Annotated in this window: 17 protein-coding genes; 10 read left to right on the forward strand and 7 right to left on the reverse strand. The window is 59.4% G+C overall.

Translation table 11 applies throughout. The features are described 5' to 3' along the window. Positions 1-160: 160 nt before the first annotated feature. Positions 161-310, forward strand: coding sequence for a hypothetical protein (locus MWH26_RS17665; RefSeq protein WP_247975310.1), 150 nt, complete (start codon positions 161-163; stop codon positions 308-310). 359 nt (positions 311-669) lie between these two features. Here the strand turns inward: MWH26_RS17665 and MWH26_RS17670 are convergent, their stop codons facing one another. Then, positions 670-1,449 carry a porin family protein gene (locus tag MWH26_RS17670; protein WP_247975311.1) on the reverse strand — a complete coding sequence of 260 codons (780 nt, stop codon included), beginning with the start codon at positions 1,447-1,449 and terminating at the stop codon, positions 670-672. Between the two features lie 963 nt (positions 1,450-2,412). Here MWH26_RS17670 and MWH26_RS17675 point away from each other — a divergent pair. From MWH26_RS17675 to MWH26_RS17695, 5 genes are all read left to right on the forward strand, one after another. Beyond that, positions 2,413-3,246: a prephenate dehydratase gene (locus MWH26_RS17675; protein ID WP_247975312.1), complete on the forward strand. Its 834-nt coding sequence runs from the start codon at positions 2,413-2,415 to the stop codon at positions 3,244-3,246. A gap of 108 nt (positions 3,247-3,354) precedes the next feature. Then, positions 3,355-4,554, forward strand: coding sequence for a pyridoxal phosphate-dependent aminotransferase (locus tag MWH26_RS17680; protein WP_247975313.1), 1,200 nt, complete (start codon positions 3,355-3,357; stop codon positions 4,552-4,554). Between the two features lie 232 nt (positions 4,555-4,786). After that, positions 4,787-5,632 (forward strand): prephenate dehydrogenase, encoded by an 846-nt coding sequence (locus MWH26_RS17685; RefSeq protein ID WP_244694204.1) that lies wholly within the window; start codon positions 4,787-4,789, stop codon positions 5,630-5,632. Between the two features lie 184 nt (positions 5,633-5,816). Continuing rightward, on the forward strand, positions 5,817-6,923 hold the full coding sequence (locus MWH26_RS17690; protein ID WP_247975314.1) for a chorismate mutase: 1,107 nt from the start codon (positions 5,817-5,819) through the stop codon (positions 6,921-6,923). A 161-nt stretch (positions 6,924-7,084) separates the two neighbouring features. Then, a complete protein-coding gene (locus tag MWH26_RS17695) occupies positions 7,085-8,158 on the forward strand; it encodes a proline iminopeptidase-family hydrolase (RefSeq protein ID WP_247975315.1) in 1,074 nt (357 codons plus the stop codon). 261 nt (positions 8,159-8,419) lie between these two features. Here the strand turns inward: MWH26_RS17695 and MWH26_RS17700 are convergent, their stop codons facing one another. Next, positions 8,420-9,232 (reverse strand): tetratricopeptide repeat protein, encoded by an 813-nt coding sequence (locus tag MWH26_RS17700; RefSeq protein WP_247975316.1) that lies wholly within the window; start codon positions 9,230-9,232, stop codon positions 8,420-8,422. Positions 9,233-9,535: 303 nt separating this feature from the next. Between MWH26_RS17700 and MWH26_RS17705 the strand changes: the two genes are divergently transcribed. After that, a complete protein-coding gene (locus MWH26_RS17705; RefSeq protein ID WP_247975317.1) occupies positions 9,536-10,906 on the forward strand; it encodes a lysophospholipid acyltransferase family protein in 1,371 nt (456 codons plus the stop codon). Between the two features lie 452 nt (positions 10,907-11,358). Here the strand turns inward: MWH26_RS17705 and MWH26_RS17710 are convergent, their stop codons facing one another. The 4 genes from MWH26_RS17710 to MWH26_RS17725 all read right to left on the reverse strand — a co-directional run bounded on the left by MWH26_RS17710 (position 11,359) and on the right by MWH26_RS17725 (position 16,213). Then, positions 11,359-12,021: a hypothetical protein gene (locus MWH26_RS17710; RefSeq protein ID WP_247975318.1), complete on the reverse strand. Its 663-nt coding sequence runs from the start codon at positions 12,019-12,021 to the stop codon at positions 11,359-11,361. After that, positions 12,021-12,848, reverse strand: a complete 828-nt coding sequence (locus MWH26_RS17715; RefSeq protein ID WP_247975319.1) for a metallophosphoesterase family protein — start codon at positions 12,846-12,848, stop codon at positions 12,021-12,023. Before MWH26_RS17715 ends, MWH26_RS17710 begins: the two co-directional genes overlap by 1 nt. 251 nt (positions 12,849-13,099) lie before the next feature. Further along, complete coding sequence (locus MWH26_RS17720; protein ID WP_247975320.1) at positions 13,100-14,755, reverse strand: FAD-dependent oxidoreductase; 1,656 nt, start codon at positions 14,753-14,755, stop codon at positions 13,100-13,102. 60 nt (positions 14,756-14,815) lie between these two features. Further along, the gene (locus MWH26_RS17725) at positions 14,816-16,213 is read right to left on the reverse strand and encodes a sensor histidine kinase (RefSeq protein ID WP_247975321.1); all 1,398 of its coding nucleotides are present in this window, start codon (positions 16,211-16,213) and stop codon (positions 14,816-14,818) included. A gap of 184 nt (positions 16,214-16,397) precedes the next feature. Between MWH26_RS17725 and radA the strand changes: the two genes are divergently transcribed. Together radA and MWH26_RS17735 are read left to right on the forward strand one after the other, a co-directional pair. Beyond that, entirely contained in the window at positions 16,398-17,786 is a 1,389-nt protein-coding gene (gene radA / locus MWH26_RS17730) for a DNA repair protein RadA (protein ID WP_244694213.1), read from the forward strand. A 292-nt stretch (positions 17,787-18,078) separates the two neighbouring features. After that, a complete protein-coding gene (locus MWH26_RS17735) occupies positions 18,079-19,533 on the forward strand; it encodes a TlpA family protein disulfide reductase (protein ID WP_247975322.1) in 1,455 nt (484 codons plus the stop codon). 75 nt (positions 19,534-19,608) lie between these two features. Here the strand turns inward: MWH26_RS17735 and MWH26_RS17740 are convergent, their stop codons facing one another. Continuing rightward, positions 19,609-19,971 carry a hypothetical protein gene (locus MWH26_RS17740; protein ID WP_247975323.1) on the reverse strand — a complete coding sequence of 121 codons (363 nt, stop codon included), beginning with the start codon at positions 19,969-19,971 and terminating at the stop codon, positions 19,609-19,611. Between the two features lie 331 nt (positions 19,972-20,302). On the opposite strand from MWH26_RS17740, the gene MWH26_RS17745 reads away from it, so the two are divergent. Further along, positions 20,303-21,328 carry an SPASM domain-containing protein gene (locus MWH26_RS17745; RefSeq protein ID WP_247975324.1) on the forward strand — a complete coding sequence of 342 codons (1,026 nt, stop codon included), beginning with the start codon at positions 20,303-20,305 and terminating at the stop codon, positions 21,326-21,328. Positions 21,329-21,452 lie beyond the last annotated feature (124 nt).

Below are 21,452 nucleotides of genomic sequence, written 5' to 3' on the forward strand. Positions count from 1 at the left end.
CGAAAGCTACACTTTCGGGCCGGAAAAGCATGGAGCCGCCTCCCCAACATCTCCAATCGAAAGACGGAAAGAAAAGCCGGAAAAATATTTTTCACGGCGCGTGTGGAATCCGGCAGCGGGGCGCATCTACAAGAAAAGCTGCTCTCCTAACGCCCCGGTTATGTCGCCTTGTTTCCCTTTCCTGTTTGGTTCAACACTGGCTCTGCTAGGCAGCCGCTCCGCACAGGCTCAGCTTCTTACCCCCGCTGATACGCTGCACGCTGCGGCTCCGCCACCGGCTACGGCTCCGCCTTCCTCCGCTCTGCCCTAGTGGCTGACCACTACCCAAGAGTGTGCCGCCATCCGGACCGCAGAAGCCCACACCACGCCTCACCAAGCCCACCGCCGCGAGAGAAAACTGCGCCGTTGGGCCACGGCGCAACCCAGTTCACTTATGCTTTTCTAATCACTTATTTCCTTACCTCCGAAGCCTGCGCCTAGTTCACTCACTTGCGGCCGGGGCAGTGCTGGTTGCAGCCTCGCTACCCCGCATGCGCCGCCAGGGCAGCTTCGGCTTTATCCTGATTCAAGTGCTTTATGATTACTCGCGCTATTCCTAGTGTAGATAAAAAAGGCCCCACCGAAGTTCGGTGGGGCCTTTGTGTGGGGAATAGGTAGGAGGAGAGAGAATTAGAACGAGTAATTCACGGACGCCTTAATCACGCGGTTTTGAGCGTCGAAATTGTTGTTTTTATCCAGGGACGAGAGGCCGTAGTCGTAGCCAGCGCTCAGGCCCAAGCCGTTCTGGAACTGGTAGCCCAGGCCGCCCGTCACGGAGAAGTCCACGGGGCGGAACTGGTCTTTGATGTCGAAGTCCTTGTTAAAGGCCGAGAAGCCCAAGGCGCTGGCATTCACGCGGGCCTTCCCCGAGAGCAGCACGGAGGCTTGCGGGCCAGCGTACAGGTAGAACCCATCGGTGAGGTAAGCCTTGGCCAGCAGCGGAATATCGAGGTAGGCCATGCGGGCCGTGGCTTTCACCTTGGCATTCAGGAAGTCGAACTGTTCCAGCGGAATGCGGCCGGTCAGGGCGGTTCCTTTCTCGGAGTAGGCAACACCCGGCTCGATGGCAAAGCGCGGGCCCAGCGGCAGGGTAGCGTAGAGGCCGGCATGGAAGCCCGTCTTCATTTCCTTGGTCACGGCCCCGTTGGTGTACTCCGCCAGGTCCATCACGCTGCTTACCGCATCACCCGACCAGTCGGCCACGTTTACGCCAGCTCGGATACCGAATTTCACGCCATCGGTGGCCGAAGAGGTGGAGTAGGAAGGCGTAGAACGCACCGGGCGGGCCTGGGCTTTGCCGGTGTAAGCGGGCACGCGGTGGGGCTGAATCTGAGCCTCAGAGGCCGTAGCAAAAGCAGTAACAAAAAGGGTAGCAGCGGCCAGGCGGCCGAAAAGTCGCTTCGTATTCATGGCAGGAAAAGTTGGAAGGAAGGGCCGGCTACCAAGGGTGCGCAGCGGGTGGCTGCCGGCTTCGGAAGGGTAGTATTACAAAACCGTGCCAACTTTTCTTTTCAGCACCGAAAGGCCATATGGCGTAAGCAAATGGCCTTTTCTCAACCCCAATAAGTGCCGCTTCCCCTAACCTCCTGTTGCTTTCCTTCCACCATCCTGGCTTCTACTTCAGCATATGCTGCGTTACCAGTAAGGTCTTATGAGTAGCATAACGTCATGCGGAGGCGGAGCCGAAGCATCTCGCTCGAATCGTTGAGTTACACAACATCAGCTGAGCGAGATGCTTCGCCTCCGCCTCGGCATGACGGTCCTTTTGCTTCCTGGCAACTCTTCCAAATACCCCTCATTCCGAGCAGCGCGAGGAATCTGGGGTAGCTTCCAGAGGACAACCCAGATTCCTCGTGCTGCTCAGAATGATAGGTGGTGACATCTTGCATCCTAGCGCATCACATTATATTCACCTGGTGGCTACTACAGCACATAAGAGGTAGTAACTTTCTCTTAAATCAAGCCGCAACCGAACGTTTGTTCGTACATCTTTCCAAATAAATTATTTGGAATTGCCACTGATGCGTTTCACCTTGCCAGCGTAAAGCACCTGATTCTCATGCTTCAGCACACCGGCCGCTTCTTTTTTAGCTACTACTTCTACTACGCCACCACGTAGTCGAGCGGCCCTCCTGTAGCTTTCCAAACCGAAACGTTCAGCGCCTCTCGACAACCTCGGGAGGCGCTTTTTTTACGCTTACACTCCAGTTACTCATGCTCACCTCGGCTTTCTTTTACTACGGCTACTATTACTTCTTCTTTACCAAGAAGCCGGGCCTGATTTGCCGAAGCTGACCGAAGCGCAGCCATCACAGCAAACCCAAGGCCCCGAACCCCGGAGGCCTTTTTTAGTACCCTTTCATCACCAGTACCATGCTCCCAGCCGTTGCCATTCAGGGTTTCGAAGGCAGTTTTCACCAGATAGCCGCCCGGCGCTACTTTAGCTCTGAGGCGGTAGATGTAGTGCCGTGCGCCACGTTTGGGGAGGTAGTAAATTCGGTGGTGCGGGGCCAGGCTGGGGCGGCCGTTATGGCCATTGAGAATTCTATTGCCGGCAGCATTCTGCCTAACTACACTCTGCTGCGGAAGTCGGGCCTGCGGGTGATGGGCGAAACCTACCTGCACATCCGCCAGCACCTGATGGCCCTGCCCGGGCAGCAAGTGGAGGATATTACCGAAGTGCACTCCCACCCCATGGCCTTGCTGCAGTGCGCCGACTACCTGAGCCACCACAAGCATTGGCGCCTGCTGGAAACCGAGGATACGGCCCTGAGCGCCCAGCGCATTCGGGAAAGCCAGAGAACCGGCGTAGCGGCCGTAGCCGGCACCCTAGCCGCGGAGCTGTTCGGGCTGGATATTCTCGAGGCCGACATTCACTCCGAAAAGAAGAACTACACCCGTTTCCTGGTGGTAGCCCGGCCCGAAAATGCCCAAGAGGTAACCCGGCCCAACAAGGCCTCGCTCTACTTTCATACCAACCACACCCAGGGCAGCCTGGCCCGGGTGCTGGTACGTATTGCCGACCTGGGCATTAACCTCTCCAAGCTGCAGTCGTGCCCCAAGCCGGGCAGCACCTGGCACTACTACTTCCACGCCGATCTGGAATTCGACCAGCCCGAACAGTTGCAAGCCGCCCTCCAAGCCATTGCCCCGCTCACGGAAGGACTGGAAGTGCTGGGGGTTTACCACAAAGGCGACACTCACTAAATAAAATCAACCCGAACTGTCCTTCCGACGCAGAAGGAATTTGAGTCTACCATCTGCAGTCTAACCCAGATTCCTCGCTTCCGCTCGGAATGACAAATATCCTACCTCATGCACGTTTCCGTCGCCAGTCGCCTTCAGCACACCCAGGAGTACTACTTCTCGCAGAAGCTGCGCGAAATTGATGGCCTGAATAAAGCCGGCAAGCACATCATCAACCTGGGCATTGGCTCGCCCGATATGCCGCCCCACCCCAACGTGGTAGCGGCCCTCACGCGGGCGGCCGAGCAGCCAAATACCCACGCCTACCAGAGCTACAAGGGCGTGCCGGCCCTGCGCCAAGCCATGGCCGGTTGGTACCAGCGGCAGTACGGCGTAACGCTCGACCCGGAGGCGGAAATCCTACCCCTGCTGGGGTCCAAGGAAGGCATCATCCATGTGAGCATGACCTTTCTGGAGGCTGGCGACGAGGTGCTGATTCCGAACCCGAGCTACCCCGCCTACCGGGCCGCGGCCCACCTCAGCGGCGCTACCCCCATCAACTACGACCTGACCGCCGAGAACCACTGGCTGCCCGACCTGGACGCCCTGGCCCGGCGCGACCTGAGCCGGGTGAAACTCATGTGGGTGAACTATCCCCACATGCCCACCGGCACCGCCGCCGATGCTGCGTTTTTCACCAAGCTCGTTGCCTTTGCCACCGCCCACAACATCCTGCTGGTCCACGACAACCCCTATAGTTTCATCCTGAACACGGAGCAGCCGCAGAGTTTGCTGGCCGTGCCGGGGGCGCGGGAGGTGGTGCTGGAACTGAATTCCTTAAGCAAGTCGCACAACATGGCGGGTTGGCGCGTGGGCTTGCTGGCGGGTCGCGCCGATTTGCTCCAGGAAGTACTTCGCTTCAAAAGCAACCTCGACTCTGGCATGTTTCTGTCGGTGCAGTTGGCGGCCGTGGAAGCCCTGAACCTGGACGACACGTGGTATCAGGAGCTGAACGCCCACTACCGCACTCGGCGCGAGTTGGTGTTTGAGCTGCTCGATACCATCGGCTGCACGTACCAGCATAACCAAGTGGGCCTGTTCGTGTGGGCTGCTATGCCGGCCGGCTATGCCGATGGCTACGTCCTCAGCGACGAGCTGCTCTATAACGCGAATGTGTTCATCACGCCGGGCGGCATCTTCGGCAGCAACGGCAACGGGTTCATTCGGGTGAGTTTGTGCCAGACCACGGAGGTGTTGCAGGCTGCCCTGGGCCGCATCAAAGCCGCCCGGCAACTACCGGCTACTCCTAGCCCGTCCTCTACTACCTAACACGTCACGCTCCAATTAGCCCGTCATCCTGAGCATTCCGCGCATCAAGCGGCGACGAAGGACCTTATCACGACCGCGCAAGTCGTTGTTGCCTTGCTCGCTCTGCTGCTAGCAGTTCGGGCGTGTAAAGGCCATTTAAAGCTCCCGATGACGGGCTAACAGTTAGGATGAAGTGCCTTTTAAACTCGCTCAATCACCAACTCACCATTTCACAATTTCACCACCTCACCAAATGGTAGTCACGATAATCGGAATTGGCTTGATTGGCGGCTCCCTCGCCCTGAGCCTCAAGGAAACCGGCCTCGCCCATCACATCATTGGGGTGGATCGGAGCCCGGAAAACCAGCGCCAGGCCGTAGCCTTGGGCTTGGTGGATGAGGTAGAAAACGAGCTGAGCGCCGCCGTCACCCGCGCCGACCTGGTAGTAGTAGCCGTGCCCATGGATGCTATGCTTGGCGTGCTGCCCCAAGTACTCGACGCCGCTACCGACCGCCAAGTGGTGATGGATGTGGGTTCGACCAAAGCTACCCTGCTGGCCGCCGTAGACGGGCACCCCAACCGCGCCCGTTTCGTGGCGGTGCACCCCATGGCCGGCACGGAATATTCTGGCCCGTCGGCTGCCGTGCCTGGCCTGTTCAAGGGCAAAACCCTGGTTATCTGCGACGCTGCCCGGAGCGCCGAAGACGCCGTGGCGCGGATTGAAGCCGTGTTTGGGCGCCTGACTATGCACCTGGTGTACATGGATGCCGCCGCTCATGATTTGCACACGGCCTATATTTCACACATTTCGCACATTACTTCTTTTGCCTTGGCCCTCACGGTGTTAGAGAAAGAAAAGGAAGAACAGCAGATCTTTGCCCTGGCCAGCGGCGGTTTTGAGTCGACGGTGCGCCTGGCCAAAAGCTCGCCCGACATGTGGGTGCCCATTTTCCGCCAGAACCGTGTGAACGTGCTTGATGTGCTCGACGAGCACATCCACCAGCTCCAGCACCTGCGCGAGCTACTAGCCCAGGAAGACTACCCCGCTGTGTACCAGCAAATTCAACAAGCCAACCTGATCAAGAAGATTCTGAAGTAACGCCGGCCGCCAGTACCAGAACAATGTAGAGACGCGACACTTCGCGTCTCGGCGCTAGAACGAACTGAACCGCGCCGCCTAAACAACGTCAGCAACGATTGAGACGCGAAGTGTCGCGTCTCTACATTGTTCTGACACCCAGACAACTTCCCCAACCACAGAAAACGCAAACTCAACATACCTCATGGAACAGCTCCTCACTTCCCCCGCCGACGCGGCCGAACACCCGAAATTCCTCGCTAAAAAGCCGCTTATTATTTCCGGGCCTTGCTCGGCGGAAACCGAGGAACAGCTCATTGCTACCTGCACTCAGTTGGCCGCTACTGGCAAGGTAGACATGCTGCGGGCCGGCATCTGGAAGCCCCGGACCAAACCTGGTCTGTTCGAGGGCATTGGCACCAAGGGGCTACCCTGGTTGCAGCGCGCCAAGCAGCTGACCGGCCTGCCGACCACCGTGGAAGTGGCTACCCCCAAGCACGTTGAAGACGCTTTAGCTTTTGACGTGGACGTGCTCTGGATTGGGGCCCGCACTACGGTAAACCCCTTCTCGGTGCAGGCCGTGGCCGATGCCCTGCGCGGTGTGGATATTCCGGTATTTATCAAGAACCCCGTGCACCCCGACCTGGAGCTGTGGATGGGCGCGGTGGAACGCCTGGCCAAGGTCGGCAACCAGAAAATTGGGCTGATTCACCGGGGCTTCGCCAGCTACGGCAACACCGAGTACCGCAACGCGCCCATGTGGCACCTGCCCATCGAAATGAAGCGCCGCCTGCCCGATTTGCCCATCATCTGCGACCCGAGCCACATCTGCGGCAACCGCACGGGCCTGGCCAGCGTGGCCCAAAAAAGCATCGACCTGGACTTTGACGGGCTGATGTTGGAGTCGCACATCGACCCCGACAACGCCTGGAGTGACGCCAAGCAGCAGGTAACGCCCCAGCGCCTGGCGGAACTGCTCGATGGCCTGACCTGGCGCCACGAAACCACCGACCAGCAAGAGTTCCTAACGGTGCTCAGCAAGCTGCGTGAGCAAATCAACCAGCTCGACGACGAGATTCTGCACCTGTTGGGCCGCCGCATGCAGGTAGCCGAGAGCATCGGGCAGTACAAGAAGGACAACGACATCACCATCCTGCAAACCAACCGCTGGAACGAGATTCTGGAGCGCGGCATCCAGAAGGGCAACCAGCTCGGCCTCACCCGCGACTTCATTCTCAAGTACTTCGACGCCGTGCACCTGGAGTCCATCAACCGCCAGAACCGCGTAATGAACCGCGAGAATCTGGAGTAGAAGGTGATGAAGTGAAGAGATGATGGGGTAAAATGTGGTAAACGAACGTCATGTCGAGCCCCGCGAGACATGACGTTCTGATTTTTAACAGGTTTGCTTTACAGGCTTGGCAGGGTTTCGGTCAGTTCTTTCTACTATTGAAAAACCAACTACCCCGCCCTATGCCCCTGCCTACCCTCATCCGCGCCGCCGGCCTGCTGCTGACCGCTACCCTGCTTATCACCGGCTGCCAGCAGAAACCCGACGCCGCCTCAGCCCCCGGCAACGACACGCCGGACACTACCTCCGCGGCGTATCTGAAGCCGTTTGAATCGGGTATTCGCAGCGGTGGGGTGCGGCTGATTCTCATCAAGACGCCCAAGGGCACGTTTAACGTGTGGACGAAGCGGTTTGGGACGGGCAAGATTAAGGTGCTGCTCCTGCACGGCGGGCCGGCCATGACCCACGAGTACTTTGAGTGCTTCGAGAGTTTCTTCCCGCAGGAAGGCATCGAGTTCTACGAGTACGACCAACTCGGCTCCTACTACTCCGACCAACCTAAGGACGACGATTTGTGGCGCACCGAGCGGTTTGTGGATGAAGTGGAGCAGGTGCGGCAGGCCTTAGGCATTGATAAGTTTTACGTGCTGGGCCACTCCTGGGGTGGCATTTTGGCCCTGGAGTACGCCCTCAAGCACCAGGACCACCTCGCGGGCCTGGTCATCTCCAACATGGTAGCCAGCATCCCGCGCTACGACGCTTACAACAAAACCCTGCGGGCCCAGCTGCGCCCTACCCTCCTGGATTCGCTAGAGAAGTTCGAGGCCGTGAAAGACTACCACAACCCCACCTACGAAGGGCTGGTGTTCAAGAACTACTACTCCCGGCACCTGCTGCGCTTGCCCGAAATGCCCGACCCAGTGGCCCGCTCCTTCAAGCACGTCAATCAGCACGTGTACGAGCTGATGCAGGGCCCGAATGAGTTCAAAACCGCCGGCCGCCTCCTCACCTGGGACCGGTGGAACGACCTGGACCAGATTACGGTACCTACCCTCATGATAGGCGGGCAATTCGACACCATGAACCCCAAGGAAATGGAGGAAATGAGTCGGCTAGTAAAGCAAGGCAACTACCTGCTCTGCCCCCAAGGCAGCCACATGAGCATGTGGGACGATCAGCAAACCTACTTCCGCGGCCTCACCCGCTTCCTGAAGTCAGTGAATGACGGCACGTTCAAAGCCGGCACCACGCTGTAAAACGGTTCCGTGTCATTCCGAGCGGAGCGAGGAATCTGGGTTAACTTATTGAGCCGTTAAAAGGCGCATTAAAAGACTCGATAACGTCCGTCACGCAGAGGCGTAGCCGAAGCATCTCGCGTGCTGATGTTGTGGTAGTAACTCAACGACTGCACGCGAGATGCTTCGGCTCTACGCCTCTGCATGACGTTCTTTTGGCTTCCTGAATAGCTGGGATGAGTTAACCCAGATTCCTCGCTCCGCTCGGAATGACATGGGGGTTTACTCTGGCTGGGCGGCGGTAGCGGTTTTCATTCGCTCCTCAATTTGGCTGAGCAGGAAGGCGGCGTCCTCTTTGTGGGCATCGTCGGGGAACAGCTCCACGGCGCGGCGGGCGTGGTTACGGGCCTTTTCGAAGTCCTTGAGCTCCAGGTACACAAAGGCCAGGTTGAGGTGAGCCGTGGGGTAATTCTTGCGCAGCTGAATGGAGCGCTCAAAGGGGGCCAGACTCTCCTTGAACTGCCCTAGCCGCTGATAGGAGTAACCTAAGGCAAAATACGAGAGGTAGTCGCCCTGGCCGTGGTCGTGGGCCTGCTGGTAGTGCCGGATGGTGCGCCGGAAAACCTCATCCTCGCTCAGGTCCGATTCGGCACAGTCGCACTGCTGCACCGTGAAGTAATAGTCGCCGAGGGCCCGGTCGAGCTTGTAGTTGTCGGGGTACTGCTTCTGCAGCTTTTCCAGCACCCGGCGCACCGGAAAAGAGTAGCGTACGGAGTCCTGCCCAAGCTGGCGCAGGCTGTCGGGCGAAAGGTCCAGCAGCTTTAAGTCGCGAAAGTTAAAGCGTTTCAGCTCGTCGGTGGCCGTGTAGTAGTGCAGGGCTACCTCCGTTTTCTGCAGGGCTACCGCGGGGTCGGTGTTCATCTGATCCAGAAACTTGAGCAGCTTCCAGGCCGATTCGTAGCGCCGCTCCAGCACCAGCTGATTCACCCGCTGCAGGGCCGTGGCTTGGGCTGCGGCTTCCGCGGCGGCCGTGGTTTGGCCCCGGCCCACGCAGGGAGCGAGCAAGAAGGACAGCAACAAGATAAACGGACGCATACAACGGCAACGGTAGAACCTGCCCCAAAGATGCCGGAATTTGCGAGGATGCGGGCCGGCCAGGCAGGCGACGGTACTAGCAACCCGTAACGGAAACAGCCCTTACTCTGGTACAGTAACTGGGCGGGCGTGGGGCGCGGCAAGGTGCGGGGAGCGTCCTGTAAAGTCTGACACCAAGCTATTTTGGCATGGCTATTCCACCCGAAAAACTCAAGTTGCTTCCTGGCTGGCTTAAGCTCAACAACTTCCGGCCCGCACTGGCAGTACACTTCCCAACCCACTTAAAACCGCTTTCTTGCGCCCATGCTCTTTTATACTGTGATGAAGCCCCTCGTGAAGGTGGCCCTGCGCGTGTTTTTTCGGAAACTAGAGGTGCGTCACCCCGAGCGGCTACGCATGCGCGGACCCCTGCTCATCACCAGTAACCACCCCAACACCCTCATGGATCCGCTGGTAGCGGCCGTAAACCGGCGCCAGCCCATTGCCTTCCTGGCCAAGAGTACCTTTTTCAAAAACCCTATTTCGCGGGCCATCATGGAATCGGGCAACTCCATCCCGATTTACCGCCGCCAGGACCTGGATACCGGGGCCGAAACCCTGACGCCCGCCCAGCTGGAAGCTCAGAACGAAAAGGCCTTCGGCCGCTGCTACGATTACTTTGACCGGGGCGGCACCATCATGATTTTCCCTGAAGGTACCAGCGTGTCGGAGCGGCGGCTGCGCCCCCTGAAAACCGGCGCCGCCCGCATTGCTCTGGGCGCCGAAGCCCGGCACAACTTCACGTTGGGTCTGCACATTCTACCCTTGGGTATCAACTACTTCGATCCGCAACGCTTCCGCTCCGACGTGTTCATGGACCTGGCCGAGCCCATTCGGGTAGCCGACTACGCCGAGCACTACCGCCAGGACCCGGAAGGCGCCGCCGACGTATTGACCGAAGAAATCCGTCGCCGCATGGAGTCCCGGCTGGTTATTACCCGTACCGACGAGGAAGACGAGCTGGTTACGCAGGTGGAGCGCACCTTCGGCCAGCACCTCATCCAGGACGATGAGGAAACGCTCTACGACAACTTCCAGCTCAGCCAGACCTTGCTTAAAGCCGTGCGCTACTTCGAGGTGCTGGACGCTGGCCGCCTAGGCGACCTGCGCGAAAAGCTGCACGCCTACCACCAGCACTTGCGGGAACTGCGCCTCACCGACGACGCCCTGGAAACCCGCAACAACGAGAGCAGCCGCCTGCAGCGCGCCATTTCGGCCGGGCTGCGGCTGGTGCTGGGCGCCCCGCTTTACCTCTACGGCGCAGTCAATAACTACCTACCCTACATCATCCCGTCAGTCATTGCCCGGCGGGCAACCAAGGACGTGGAGTTCGTGGCGCCCATTATGCTGGTCACGGGCATGCTCACCTTCACGCTGTTCTACCTGATTCAGTGCGCGTTGGTGCACCACTTCACCCAGAGTTGGGGCTGGACGCTGCTCTACTTTATCAGCCTACCGCTCTCCGGCTTCTACGCCCTCAGCTACTGGGGCAATCTAGAAGAACGACTCCGCCGCCTGCGGGTGCTGCGCTTATTCCGGCAAAATCGCCCGGTCATTGAAAAGCTGCTCCGCCAGCGCACGGAGCTGCTGCGCCTACTACGCGAAGCCCGCACTACCTACCTAGCTCAGCGGTAGAAGTGGTGATTGAATAAAGTAGTGACTTAAGCTGTGTGGATAGCGAATTTAGAGCCTGTCATGCAGAGCCGGAGGCGAAGCATCTCGCTCGAATCGTTGAGTTAGCACTGCAACGTCAGCACGCGAGATGCTTCGCCTTCGGCTCTGCATGACGGGCTATTTTGACTCAAAAGTTCTTACTATCCACACAGCCCAGCGAGCTTACGTGTAAACACATACCTAATACACTTAAACCGCCTGTCATCCTGAGCGCAGCGAAGGACCTTACCACGCTAGAATGAGTCGTTGCTATGATGTCGTGCCACTGTGATAAGGTCCTTCGCTGCGCTCAGGATGACAGGCGGTTTATCTAAATGAAATAAGCTATTTGCGCCGGGCGGTTTGGCAATACTGCACTCAAATTGCTGCCTCTCGCCACTGAGAGGCACGCGCACGAGCAGTAGCTCATGCGGCTAGAAGTCTACCTTCACGCCCAGGCTCAAGGTTAGGATATCGGCTGGTGACAGGCCTTTGGTGTTTTGCACGTAGCTGATAAGATACAAATCGTTGGTACCCAGCTCATAGTAGCCCGACAGGTTGCGCTTGCGGCCGGTGGTCGTAGGCGGCAGGGCGTAGCTCAGGCGGCTGCCCAGCAAGGGGCCAACGCGGGTATCCGTCGAGAACCAGTAATAGCCACGGCTGTATTGGTTGGGCTCCTCGTCGTTGAGCGTGCCGTGGGTGTAGCTGAAGTAAACGCCCACCGAAAGCGGCTTCACGCTCCACTTCTCCCCCACCGGCAGCGTCCAGGGCGAGTACAGTAGCTTGGCCGAAGCCAGGGAAAGGGTAGAGCCAGCGTACTTCTTAGGCACGTAGCCCACCAGAATATCCAAGTCCAGCCGGTCGCGCAAGGAGTAGCCCACGCCGGCCGCTACCATGCCCAGGCCGCCGCCCGTTTGCACCACCGCGTGGCGGGGCCGGTACCAGGGCAGGCCATCGGCGGAGCGGGCGGTGGTTTGGGTCAGGCCGGGAGTAGGGGCGGCACCTGTGGTGTCGGGGGAGGAAGTGGGGCCGCCAGGGCCGGCCACAGCGGCCAGCGGCGCGGCCGCCAAGGCGGCCAGTAGTAGTCGCTGTACCATTAGAAAGTCACTTTTTTCAGCCGAAACTGCTTGTCGCCCCACACCGTCACAATCAGGTACTGCCGCTTCTCGAAGCCGTAGGAGTTGATGTAGGTAACGCCATCATTGAACGGCTCGCCAATGCTGAAATCGTGGCGGTGGCCGTTCATCTCGAAAGCCAGGCGCGGGTCGTTGCGCAGGGCCGTGACGTAGGCCTCACGCACGGCCGGGTCGAAGTCCTCATCCTGGGGCGGTATGTGAGAAATGATGACGTGGCGCCGCGTGGAGGTATCCCGCAGCTCCTGGTTCACCCAGGGCATGTTAGGAATCTTACCATCGAAGTTGTACTCGCGGCCGTTGGTGTCCGTGAGAATGAACTTGGTATCGGCGTATATAAAGGAGTAGTTGAGAGGCCCGAAGATTTTCTCGTACGCCTTCCGGCCGTTGCCCACGGAGTCGTGGTTACCGATTACGGTGAGGTAGGGTATTTTCAGCTTGCGCAGATGGTCGTCAACCCAGCGCATTTCGCGGCCAAAGCCGAAGTCGGAAATGTCGCCGGCTATCAGCATAAACTGAATGCCGGCCTGCTGATTTACGCTCTTGACCAGGTCCTCGGCCTCGTCGTAGAAGCGCTGGGAGTCGCCGGTAAACACAAAGCGCAGCGTGTCGCCAGCGGGCAGCGGGGTTTGGGCCAAACGAGCCAAGTTCTTGGCCGTGAGGTCCTGCTGCTCGTCGGAGGAGCGATGATCGTTGGGGCTGAACTCCAGCAGCTCACAGCCGCCGAGCAGAAGCGCGGCCGTAGCGGGTAGGAGCGTACGAAGGGGAAAGTTTCGGAAAATTGAGCGCATACGCCTCGACACAAAAAGACAAAAAGCCTGACTATCCGGCGGAATAGTCATGGCGCTATATACAGTTGAAGCCCGCGGTTGGTTAAGCCTGAAAAGGCGTTGTGTGCTACCCTAAAGCGCTTTTCGAGCGGGCGTTTCCGGGTTAAACCCCTTACGCAGCGCTTACGAGGCCAAAACAGATTCTAAAGGCATTCTGAAGAAAAAGCGAGTTTCCGGAAAAAAAGAGGTGTTCCCATTCCCGGAAACTGGCCCTACTCATCTAAGTATTGGTGCACAAACTTAATGGCCATGCTGCCCTCACCCACGGCGGAGGCCACGCGGGCCATGGCCCCGGCCCGGCTGTCGCCGGCGGCAAACACGCCGGGCACGCAGGTTTCCAGCAGGTAGGGTTCCCGGCGCGGATGTTTCCAGGAGGTAGCGTAGCGCGGGTCCGTTACCAGGTCGCGGCCCGTGAGCACAAAGCCTTTGCCGTCGCAGACGATGGTGTTGCACACCCACTCCGTGCTGGGTTTGGCCCCGATGAACACGAATAGGGCCCGGGCCGGGTGGCGCTCCATCTGCCCCTGCCGCCGAATGATGACCTCCTCCAAATGGTCGGCTCCGCACACTTCCGCTACCTCCGTGAAGGGTAGCAGCTCAATGTTGGGCGTCTGCCCGATTTGCTCAATCAGGTAGGCCGACATGGAGGCGGCTAGGCTTTCGCCCCGAATGACGATGAACACGCGGCGGGCGTAGGTAGCCAGGTACATGGCCGCCTGCCCCGCGGAGTTGCCGCCGCCCACAATGTACACGTCCTGGGCCTGGCAGGTGCGGGCCTCGGTGCGGGCGGCCCCGTAGTACACGCCGGCCCCGCTGAGCCGGTCCATGCCGGGCGCCTCCAGGGTACGGTAGCTGACGCCGGTGGTCAGCACCACGGCGCGGGTCTGCACTTTGCTACCATCACTGAGGGTCAATACTTTGTAGCCATCCTGCACGCACAGGTCCGTTACTTCCTGGGGGGCCAGAATTTCGGCTCCGAGGCGCACAGCCTGGGACCAGGCGCGGTGAGCCAACTCGCTACCACTCAGGCCGGTCGGGAAGCCCAGGTAATTTTCGATGCGGGAGCTGGTGCCAGCCTGGCCGCCGGGGGCCTGACGCTCAATCACCAGGGTTTTCAGCCCCTCGGAGGCCCCGTACACGCCCGCCGCCAACCCCGCCGGACCGGCCCCAATTACTACCACATCATACAGCTCCTGGGAGGCCTGCACCGTGAGGCCCACCCGCAGGGCAACTTCCGTGGCCGAGGGGTTCGCCAGGGCCGTGCCATCTTCCAGCACTACCACCGGCAAGTCGCTCGGAGTGAATCCTTTATGCGCCAGCAAGGCCTGGGCTTCGGAGTCGGTTTCGAAGTCGAGCCACTGGTAGCCGATGAGGTAGCCGGCCAGAAAGTCCTTGAGGTCGTGGGAGCGGGGCGACCATTGAAACCCGATGAGGCGCACGCCGCGGAACGGGGGCCGGTAAGTAGCTTCCCAAGCTCGGAGCAAGTCGTGCAGGGTAGGGTACAGCAGCTGCTGGGGCGGGTCCCAGGGCTTCATCAGGTAGTGGTCGAGGCGGGCGGAGTTGATGGCCCGGATGGCGGCTTCCGTATCGGCGTAGGCCGTGAGCAGCACGCGCTTGGCATCAGGGTACAACTCCCTGGACTGGCTGAGTACCTCCACGCCCTCCAGGCCGGGCATGCGCTGGTCGGCCAGGATTAGGGCCAACGGCTCCTCCCGGTCCTTCAGCTCCCGAATGGTGGCCAGGGCCTCCTCCCCGGAGCTAGCCCGCAGCACCCGGTAGTCGCGCCGAAACTCCTGGCGCAAGTCCCGGTCGATGGCACTGAGCACCTGCGGGTCATCGTCAACACAAAGCAGAACAGGTTTTTTCATGAAGGCAAGGACTAGAAAGGCAGGTAGTTAACGTAGGGTATAGGTCAGCTTCAGGGTAAGCTAGTGCTGTTCGGCGGGCGCCAGCACCGGCAGCCACACCCCAAACTCCGTGTGGCCGGGCCCCGACTGCACTTCCAGGCGGCCGCCGTGCTGCTCTACAATCCGCAGGGCAATGTCGAGGCCGAGGCCGGTTCCTTCGCCGGCGGGTTTAGTGGTAAAGAACGGCTCCATGATGCGGGGTAGCACTTCCGGCGGAATACCGGGCCCATTATCAATGATGAACACCCGCACAAAGTCGCCCTCCTGCCGGGTGCGCACCGTAATTTCACCGCCCGGCGGCAAGGCATCAATGGCGTTATCCAGCAAGTTGGTCCACACCTGATTTAGGCTGCTGACTTGGCCTTTGATCAGGGGAAGCTGGGGAGCATAGTCGCGGAGTACCTGCACTTTTTCTTCGCGCAGGCAGTAGCTCAGCATGTTGAGGGTGCTGTCGAGGCCGGCGTGCACGTCCAGGGGCGCAAAGTCGCCGCCCCGGTCCATGTGGCTGTAGGTCTTCACGTTAGCCACCAGGGTAGTGATGCGCGTGCCGGCTTCCTGCACGTCTAGCACCAGCCGGCGGGTGGTGAGCTGCCCTTCCAGCCAACTCAGAGCCGCGGGGCGAGCTGCCTCGGGCAGGGCATCGGCAACGGGTGTTAGCGCGGTCAGGGTCAGGCCGGCGTCGAGCAGGCCCGCGGCCAGCTGGTAGCCATCAGGCACGCCCTGGGTTTCCAGCCACTCGGCCAGCTCGTCTTCGGCATCGGCGCGGGCCAGCGCAGAGCCGGCGGGCGAGGCCGCCGTAACGGGGGCCGTAGCCAGTGCCGCCAGGGCGGCCAGCGCCTCCGGCGAAGGGCAGTGGCGGACGAACTCCAGCAGCAGGGCCGGCTTGGCTTGCAGCAGGTTGGTAAGGGTTTCGGCGGCCCGCATGATGGCCGCGGCGGGGTTGTTGAGCTCGTGGGCCAAGCCGGCCGAGAGCTTGCCCAGGGCGCGCAGCTTGTCGTCGCGCTCCTGGGTGCGGGCCTCTAGCCGGGCCCGGTCACTCATCAGGCCCACCAGGCGCTGCACCAGCTCGGGGCTCACGTGCTCCAACTCCGGAAACAGATTGCGGTGCAGCAGAAACAGGGTTGTTTCCCCAACGGCCACCCCGTGCCCGCTGATTGTCCGGAGGCGGGAGTAGGGTAGCACCCCACTAATCTGGCCCGCATCAATGCGAAAAGCTGGCTCCCGACTCCCGTTGCGCACGGCGTAGAACTGCAGTCCGCCGGCCAGCACGCCCATCATGTACTCGGCCTCATCGCCGGGCTTTATAATGGTTTCGCCGGGGGCAAAGGTGCGCTGTTCGCCGTGTTGCGCCAGCCACTCCAGGGTAGCGGGCGGCAGACCGGCAAAGGCAACCAGGGGCGCAAGATCAGGGGGTAGCATAACGGAGGTAGTAAAACGTGCAGGCAGGACAACCCATGAAAGGTAGGGGCGCGACGGGGAAATACGCGGGCAGCGCGCGGGAGCCTCCCAAGTATATACCGGAGGCTATAAAAGATGTTTCTTGCCAAACTTTTTGGCTTCTAGCTGCATTCTTTAGTTTTCCCCTAGCTCTTACATCTGCGGCATGGCCAAAGTTAAAACCCTATTTTTCTGTCAGAACTGCGGCGCGCAATCAGCCAAGTGGATCGGGCGCTGCCCCAGCTGCGGGGAGTGGAATACCTACGTGGAGGAAGTGATTGAGAAGGCCGACGCTAACCCGGCCGCCAACGCCTGGAAGGCCTCCACCTCCGTGGGCTCCACTACCAAAGCGGCCAAGCCCAAGCCCCTCGGCGACATTATTTACGAGGAAGAATCACGCCTGAACACCCACGACGCGGAGCTGAACCGGGTGCTGGGCGGCGGACTAGTGCCCGGCTCCCTGGTGCTGATCGGGGGCGAGCCGGGCATCGGTAAAAGCACCCTGATGTTGCAGATTGCCATGCAGTTGCGCAACCTGCGCATCCTGTACGTGTCGGGCGAGGAAAGTGAGCAGCAAATCAAGATGCGGGCCGAACGCCTCGGGCAGCAGCACCCGGGCCTTTACATCCTCACCGAAACCAACACCCAGAACATCTTCCGCCAAATCGACCAGCTTCAGCCCAACGTGGTCGTGGTCGATTCCATCCAGACCCTGCACAGCACCATTGTGGAAGCCGGTCCCGGTTCCGTGAGCCAGGTGCGCGAGTGCACCACCGAGCTGCTCAAGTACGCCAAGGATACGGGCGTGCCAGTGCTGCTCATCGGCCACATCACCAAGGATGGCTCCATTGCCGGCCCCAAAATCCTGGAGCACATGGTGGATACCGTGCTGCAGTTTGAGGGCGACCGGCACCTGACCTACCGTATTCTGCGCACCATCAAAAACCGCTTCGGCTCCACCGCCGAGCTGGGCATCTACGAAATGCAGGGCGCGGGGCTGCGCCAGGTAAGCAACCCCTCCGAGATTCTGCTGAGCCAGCGCACGGAGCAGCTCAGCGGCATTGCCATTGGGGCTACCCTGGAAGGCAACCGGCCGCTGCTAGTGGAGGTGCAGGCCCTCGTGACGCCCGCTACCTACGGCACGCCCCAGCGTTCCTCCACGGGCTTCGACAGCAAGCGCTTGCAGATGCTACTAGCGGTACTAGAGAAGCGTAGCGGCCTGCGCCTAGGTCAGCACGACGTGTTCCTGAACATCGCTGGCGGCCTGCGCCTCGAAGACCCAGCATTGGACTTAGCCGTGTGCGCGGCGGTAGTAAGTTCGCTTAATGACGTACCCATTCGCAACGAAATTTGCCTGGCGGCGGAGGTTGGCCTGAGCGGGGAGATTCGGGCCGTGAGCCGGCTGGATCAGCGCCTGAGTGAATCGGAAAAATTGGGCTTCGCCGAAATGTACATTTCGCAATTCAACGCCAAAGGGCTGGACCTGGCCCGCTACGGCATCCGGGTGCATCCGGCGGGAAGGCTAGATGAGGTGCTGACGGGCCTTTTTGGCTAAAAGCAGCTTAATAACCAGTATGCTGCCAGGTAACCCACTCATTTTGAAGCCCGGCCACGAAAGTTGCTAAAAGCATACCTTCGTGGCCGGGCTCCTTGGAGTGTACAAAACTTTGGGGTTGGGTACGCGGTTACGAAAAAAGTAACCGAGCGGATTGGACTTTCTCAACCTTTCCGCCGTATCTTCGGTATAGAAATTGACTTTTACCGCGAAACACCTGACACGGGAACCTGAAATCAGCTTCCGTGTTGAACGTTTTTAGCAGTCTATTCCTGATGTAGCCTCCTTGTTGATGCCCAATAGATCTACTTTCGCCGCCGCCCTGCTGTGGGCAGCCGTGCTAGCCGCCCCCCTGCTGGGCCGGGCCCAAGGCACCGTGGTTCTGACCGGTAAGGTCAGCGGACGCACGGCCGACACAGTGGCCGTGTCGGTGCGCGAGAATCCCCTCGATGTAAAAGAGCAGATTACCTATGCTCGGCTCGATGACAAAGGCGAGTTTCGACTGGCCCTGACGGTAAACGGCCCTACCCGCGCCGACCTTGTGTACGGCGACGACGTAACGGATCTGTTTCTGGAGCCCGGCAACCAACTGGAAGTACGTTTCAAGGGCTCTGACTTGGCTAGCACCGTGCGCTACAAAGGCCGGGGCGCAGAAGCCAATACGTTCATGTCGGAGATGGACGAGAAGTTCGTGGAAAATGATGGCTTTCAGGTCCTTCCCGATAACATCATGCTGTATGAGCCCGGCTTTCTTTCCTTCCTGGACTACCGCCGCAAAGAGGAGCAGAAGTTTGTGGAAGGCGGCACGGACGGCTTAAGCCCGGCGTTCAAGGAGTACCTAAAGGCCGAAATTGCCTACAGCTACGCCAACGACCGGCTGACTTTCCAGGACCTGCGCGAGCAGGTGGTAGCCACCGAGGGCCGCCTGAAAATGTCGCCTACGTACTACGACTTCCTCAACGACAAGGCCCTGATTAACAACCCAGCGGCGGCACAAAGCGAACAGTACCAGGAGTTTCTGCTCAATTACGTGCACTACCTGGCCACCAGCAACGGCAAGCTCCGCTCCGACCCTGACTTCTACCAGGTGTGCTACGACTTGGCCAAAAAGCAGCTCGATGGCCCGGTAAAACCAATCATCATGGGCCGAGTGCTCAAGGAATCTTTCCGCTTCGGCCACGTGAAGCAGTCGGCAGCTATGCTGGAGGATTTCCGCTCCGTTGATGCGAAGAACCACTACTACCCCCTGCTGCGTCAGGATTTCGATACGCACAAGGCGTTTGCCATTGGGGCCCCAGCACCCGATTTTAAGCTGATTTCAGCCAAAGGTGACACTGTGAGTTTGAAGCAGTTTGCTGGCAAGCTGGTGTACCTAAATTTCTGGCGTACCACGAGCGGCCTGGCCCTGCGCGACCTGCCCTACGCGGCGGAGCTAGCGAAGAAGTTTGAGGGTAAAAACATTGTGTTTCTGAACGTGGCCCTGGACGAAAATGAGGGCGCCTGGAAGCAGCTAGTTGTCAGCAAGCGGCTGCCGGGCGTGCACGTGCGCACGGCCGGCGGGTTGCGCTCAGCTATTGCCCGCGCCTACGCTGTCCAGGACGTGCCCAGCTACTTCCTGCTGGCCGAGGATGGCACCTTTCTTAACACCAAGCCTAAGCGCCTGAGCAGCCGCGCCGCCGTGGACGAAATCAAGGAGTCGTTCGGCAAAGCCAATACGTATAGCAGCACGCTACCAACGGGCAAATAGCTCCTGCCTCCCTAACACAACAGCGCCGTCCGAAGGAGATTCGGGCGGCGCTGTTGTGTTATGAGGTTCAAGCAATTAGGCTGTGCGAAAGCCGGTGGCCTGTTTAATGGTGCGCTCATTGCCGGAGGCCGGGTCAGCGTAGCTATGCTCCCCTACCTCAATTGACACCTTCTTGCCTAGCAACTGCTTGGTATCTAAATCCTTGCCGGCCTCGGGCTGAATGCCTACCGCGGAATACAGGGAAAGTAAAATAGGCATGGCGTTAGGAGAGGTATAAAAACGCTGGGTAATGAAGCCATCTTCATTTTCCATGCGGGCGGCGAAGAAGGGCACGTTCTGGTGCTCACTGGTGCCTTCTTGGATATCGGTGATTTCAACCGTGTGGCGGCCATCGGGTAGAAAGCCTTTTTCCTGACCTGCTTCAACTGGTATTTTCATGGCGAATAGCAAAGTGATGATACCCCTTTAACGCAGGCCAATATTTTTAGGTTATACAACTAATTATATTGGCTAAAGTCAATATTCAGCCGTAGCAGACAGTATTCCAATAAGACACGCATAGATCAATTTATTAAGCAGTTAGCCGGCAGCAACGGCACCAGAATCAGGTAGCGCAGAAATGATGCTGATGTCAGGCTTATGATGGCGCCTGTAGCGTGGCAAGAGCTTTGAGAGGCTACTTATTTCTGCTGATTGTAGCCAGATTCAGAGGTTGCTTGTTCTGTCTCTGCTTCCGGCTCAGCCGAGGCGCCGTACCTTTACTTCCCGCATGGCTTCCCTACTCACCGACGGACTCAACTTCTTTTCCAAAGCTACCCCCAGCCGCGTCTGGAACGGAGCGCAGGTAGTAGGAGGCTACATCTTGAGCAAGCTGACAGGCAAGGCCCGGCATTGGGGACTGCCGGTAGCCCTAAGCTTCGAGCCAACGACCAGTTGCAACTTGCGCTGCCCGGAGTGCCCCAGCGGCCTGCGCTCCTTCACGCGGCCCACCGGCATGCTGCCCGACGAGCTGTTTCGCAAGACTATTGATGAGGTAGCCTCCCGGCTGTGGTACCTGATTTTCTACTTCCAGGGCGAGCCTTACCTGCACCCCAACTTCCTGGAACTAGTGCAATATGCCTCCCGCAAAGGCATTTACACCGCCACCAGCACCAACGCCCACTACCTCAACGATACCAACGCCCGCCGCACGGTAGAAAGCGGACTGGACCGGCTGATTATTTCCCTGGACGGCACTACCCAGGACGTGTACCAGCAGTACCGGGTGGGCGGCAAGCTGGATAAAGTGCTGGAAGGCACCAAGAACCTGATTAAGTGGCGGCGGGAGCTAAAGTCGCAGACGCCGCGGGTGGTGTTTCAGTTTCTGGTGGTGCGCCCCAATGAGCACCAGATTGACGAAGCCAAACGCCTGGCCAAGGAGCTGGGAGTGGATGACGTGTGGTTTAAAACCGCCCAGATCTACGACTACCACAATGGCTCCCCCCTTATCCCGACCATCGACTACTATTCGCGCTACGAGAACAACGCCACTGATGGCACCTGGAGCATCAAGAACAAGCTAGTGAACCACTGCTGGAAGATGTGGCACAGCTGCGTCATCACCTGGGACGGGCTGGTAGTGCCCTGTTGCTTCGATAAAGACGCCGAGTACCGCCTCGGCGACTTGAAGCAGCAAACCTTCCGCCAGCTCTGGCACGGCTCTAAGTACCAGCGTTTCCGCGCCTCCCTGCTCAAAGGCCGCGACCAAATTGAGATGTGCCGCAACTGCACTGAAGGCACCAAAGTGTGGGGGTAGCAGTGAACTTGTGAAGTGGTGAACGGGTGGGCCCTGAGGCACTAGTGAGTCGGCAGACGTAGTAGTAGCGGCTTACTTCTGGGTCGGCCGGATAGCAAAAAAGACCGGAAAGCAGCAGACTTCT

Source organism: Hymenobacter sublimis (genome assembly GCF_023101345.1).
GTDB classification, from domain to species: Bacteria; Bacteroidota; Bacteroidia; order Cytophagales; family Hymenobacteraceae; genus Hymenobacter; species Hymenobacter sublimis.

What these genes read in the sequence shown, in the direction of transcription:
- MWH26_RS17725 (WP_247975321.1), bottom strand. Translation starts at nt 16,213, where the DNA reads ATGCTACCCCCTGATCTTGCGCCCCTGGTTGCCTTTGCCGGTCTGCCG.
- MWH26_RS17680 (WP_247975313.1), top strand. Translation starts at nt 3,355, where the DNA reads ATGCACGTTTCCGTCGCCAGTCGCCTTCAGCACACCCAGGAGTACTAC.
- MWH26_RS17700 (WP_247975316.1), bottom strand. Translation starts at nt 9,232, where the DNA reads ATGCGTCCGTTTATCTTGTTGCTGTCCTTCTTGCTCGCTCCCTGCGTG.
- MWH26_RS17705 (WP_247975317.1), top strand. Translation starts at nt 9,536, where the DNA reads ATGCTCTTTTATACTGTGATGAAGCCCCTCGTGAAGGTGGCCCTGCGC.
- MWH26_RS17685 (WP_244694204.1), top strand. Translation starts at nt 4,787, where the DNA reads ATGGTAGTCACGATAATCGGAATTGGCTTGATTGGCGGCTCCCTCGCC.
- MWH26_RS17745 (WP_247975324.1), top strand. Translation starts at nt 20,303, where the DNA reads ATGGCTTCCCTACTCACCGACGGACTCAACTTCTTTTCCAAAGCTACC.
- radA (WP_244694213.1), top strand. Translation starts at nt 16,398, where the DNA reads ATGGCCAAAGTTAAAACCCTATTTTTCTGTCAGAACTGCGGCGCGCAA.
- MWH26_RS17695 (WP_247975315.1), top strand. Translation starts at nt 7,085, where the DNA reads ATGCCCCTGCCTACCCTCATCCGCGCCGCCGGCCTGCTGCTGACCGCT.
- MWH26_RS17740 (WP_247975323.1), bottom strand. Translation starts at nt 19,971, where the DNA reads ATGAAAATACCAGTTGAAGCAGGTCAGGAAAAAGGCTTTCTACCCGAT.
- MWH26_RS17720 (WP_247975320.1), bottom strand. Translation starts at nt 14,755, where the DNA reads ATGAAAAAACCTGTTCTGCTTTGTGTTGACGATGACCCGCAGGTGCTC.
- MWH26_RS17665 (WP_247975310.1), top strand. Translation starts at nt 161, where the DNA reads ATGTCGCCTTGTTTCCCTTTCCTGTTTGGTTCAACACTGGCTCTGCTA.
- MWH26_RS17710 (WP_247975318.1), bottom strand. Translation starts at nt 12,021, where the DNA reads ATGGTACAGCGACTACTACTGGCCGCCTTGGCGGCCGCGCCGCTGGCC.
- MWH26_RS17690 (WP_247975314.1), top strand. Translation starts at nt 5,817, where the DNA reads ATGGAACAGCTCCTCACTTCCCCCGCCGACGCGGCCGAACACCCGAAA.
- MWH26_RS17675 (WP_247975312.1), top strand. Translation starts at nt 2,413, where the DNA reads ATGCTCCCAGCCGTTGCCATTCAGGGTTTCGAAGGCAGTTTTCACCAG.
- MWH26_RS17715 (WP_247975319.1), bottom strand. Translation starts at nt 12,848, where the DNA reads ATGCGCTCAATTTTCCGAAACTTTCCCCTTCGTACGCTCCTACCCGCT.
- MWH26_RS17670 (WP_247975311.1), bottom strand. Translation starts at nt 1,449, where the DNA reads ATGAATACGAAGCGACTTTTCGGCCGCCTGGCCGCTGCTACCCTTTTT.
- MWH26_RS17735 (WP_247975322.1), top strand. Translation starts at nt 18,079, where the DNA reads ATGCCCAATAGATCTACTTTCGCCGCCGCCCTGCTGTGGGCAGCCGTG.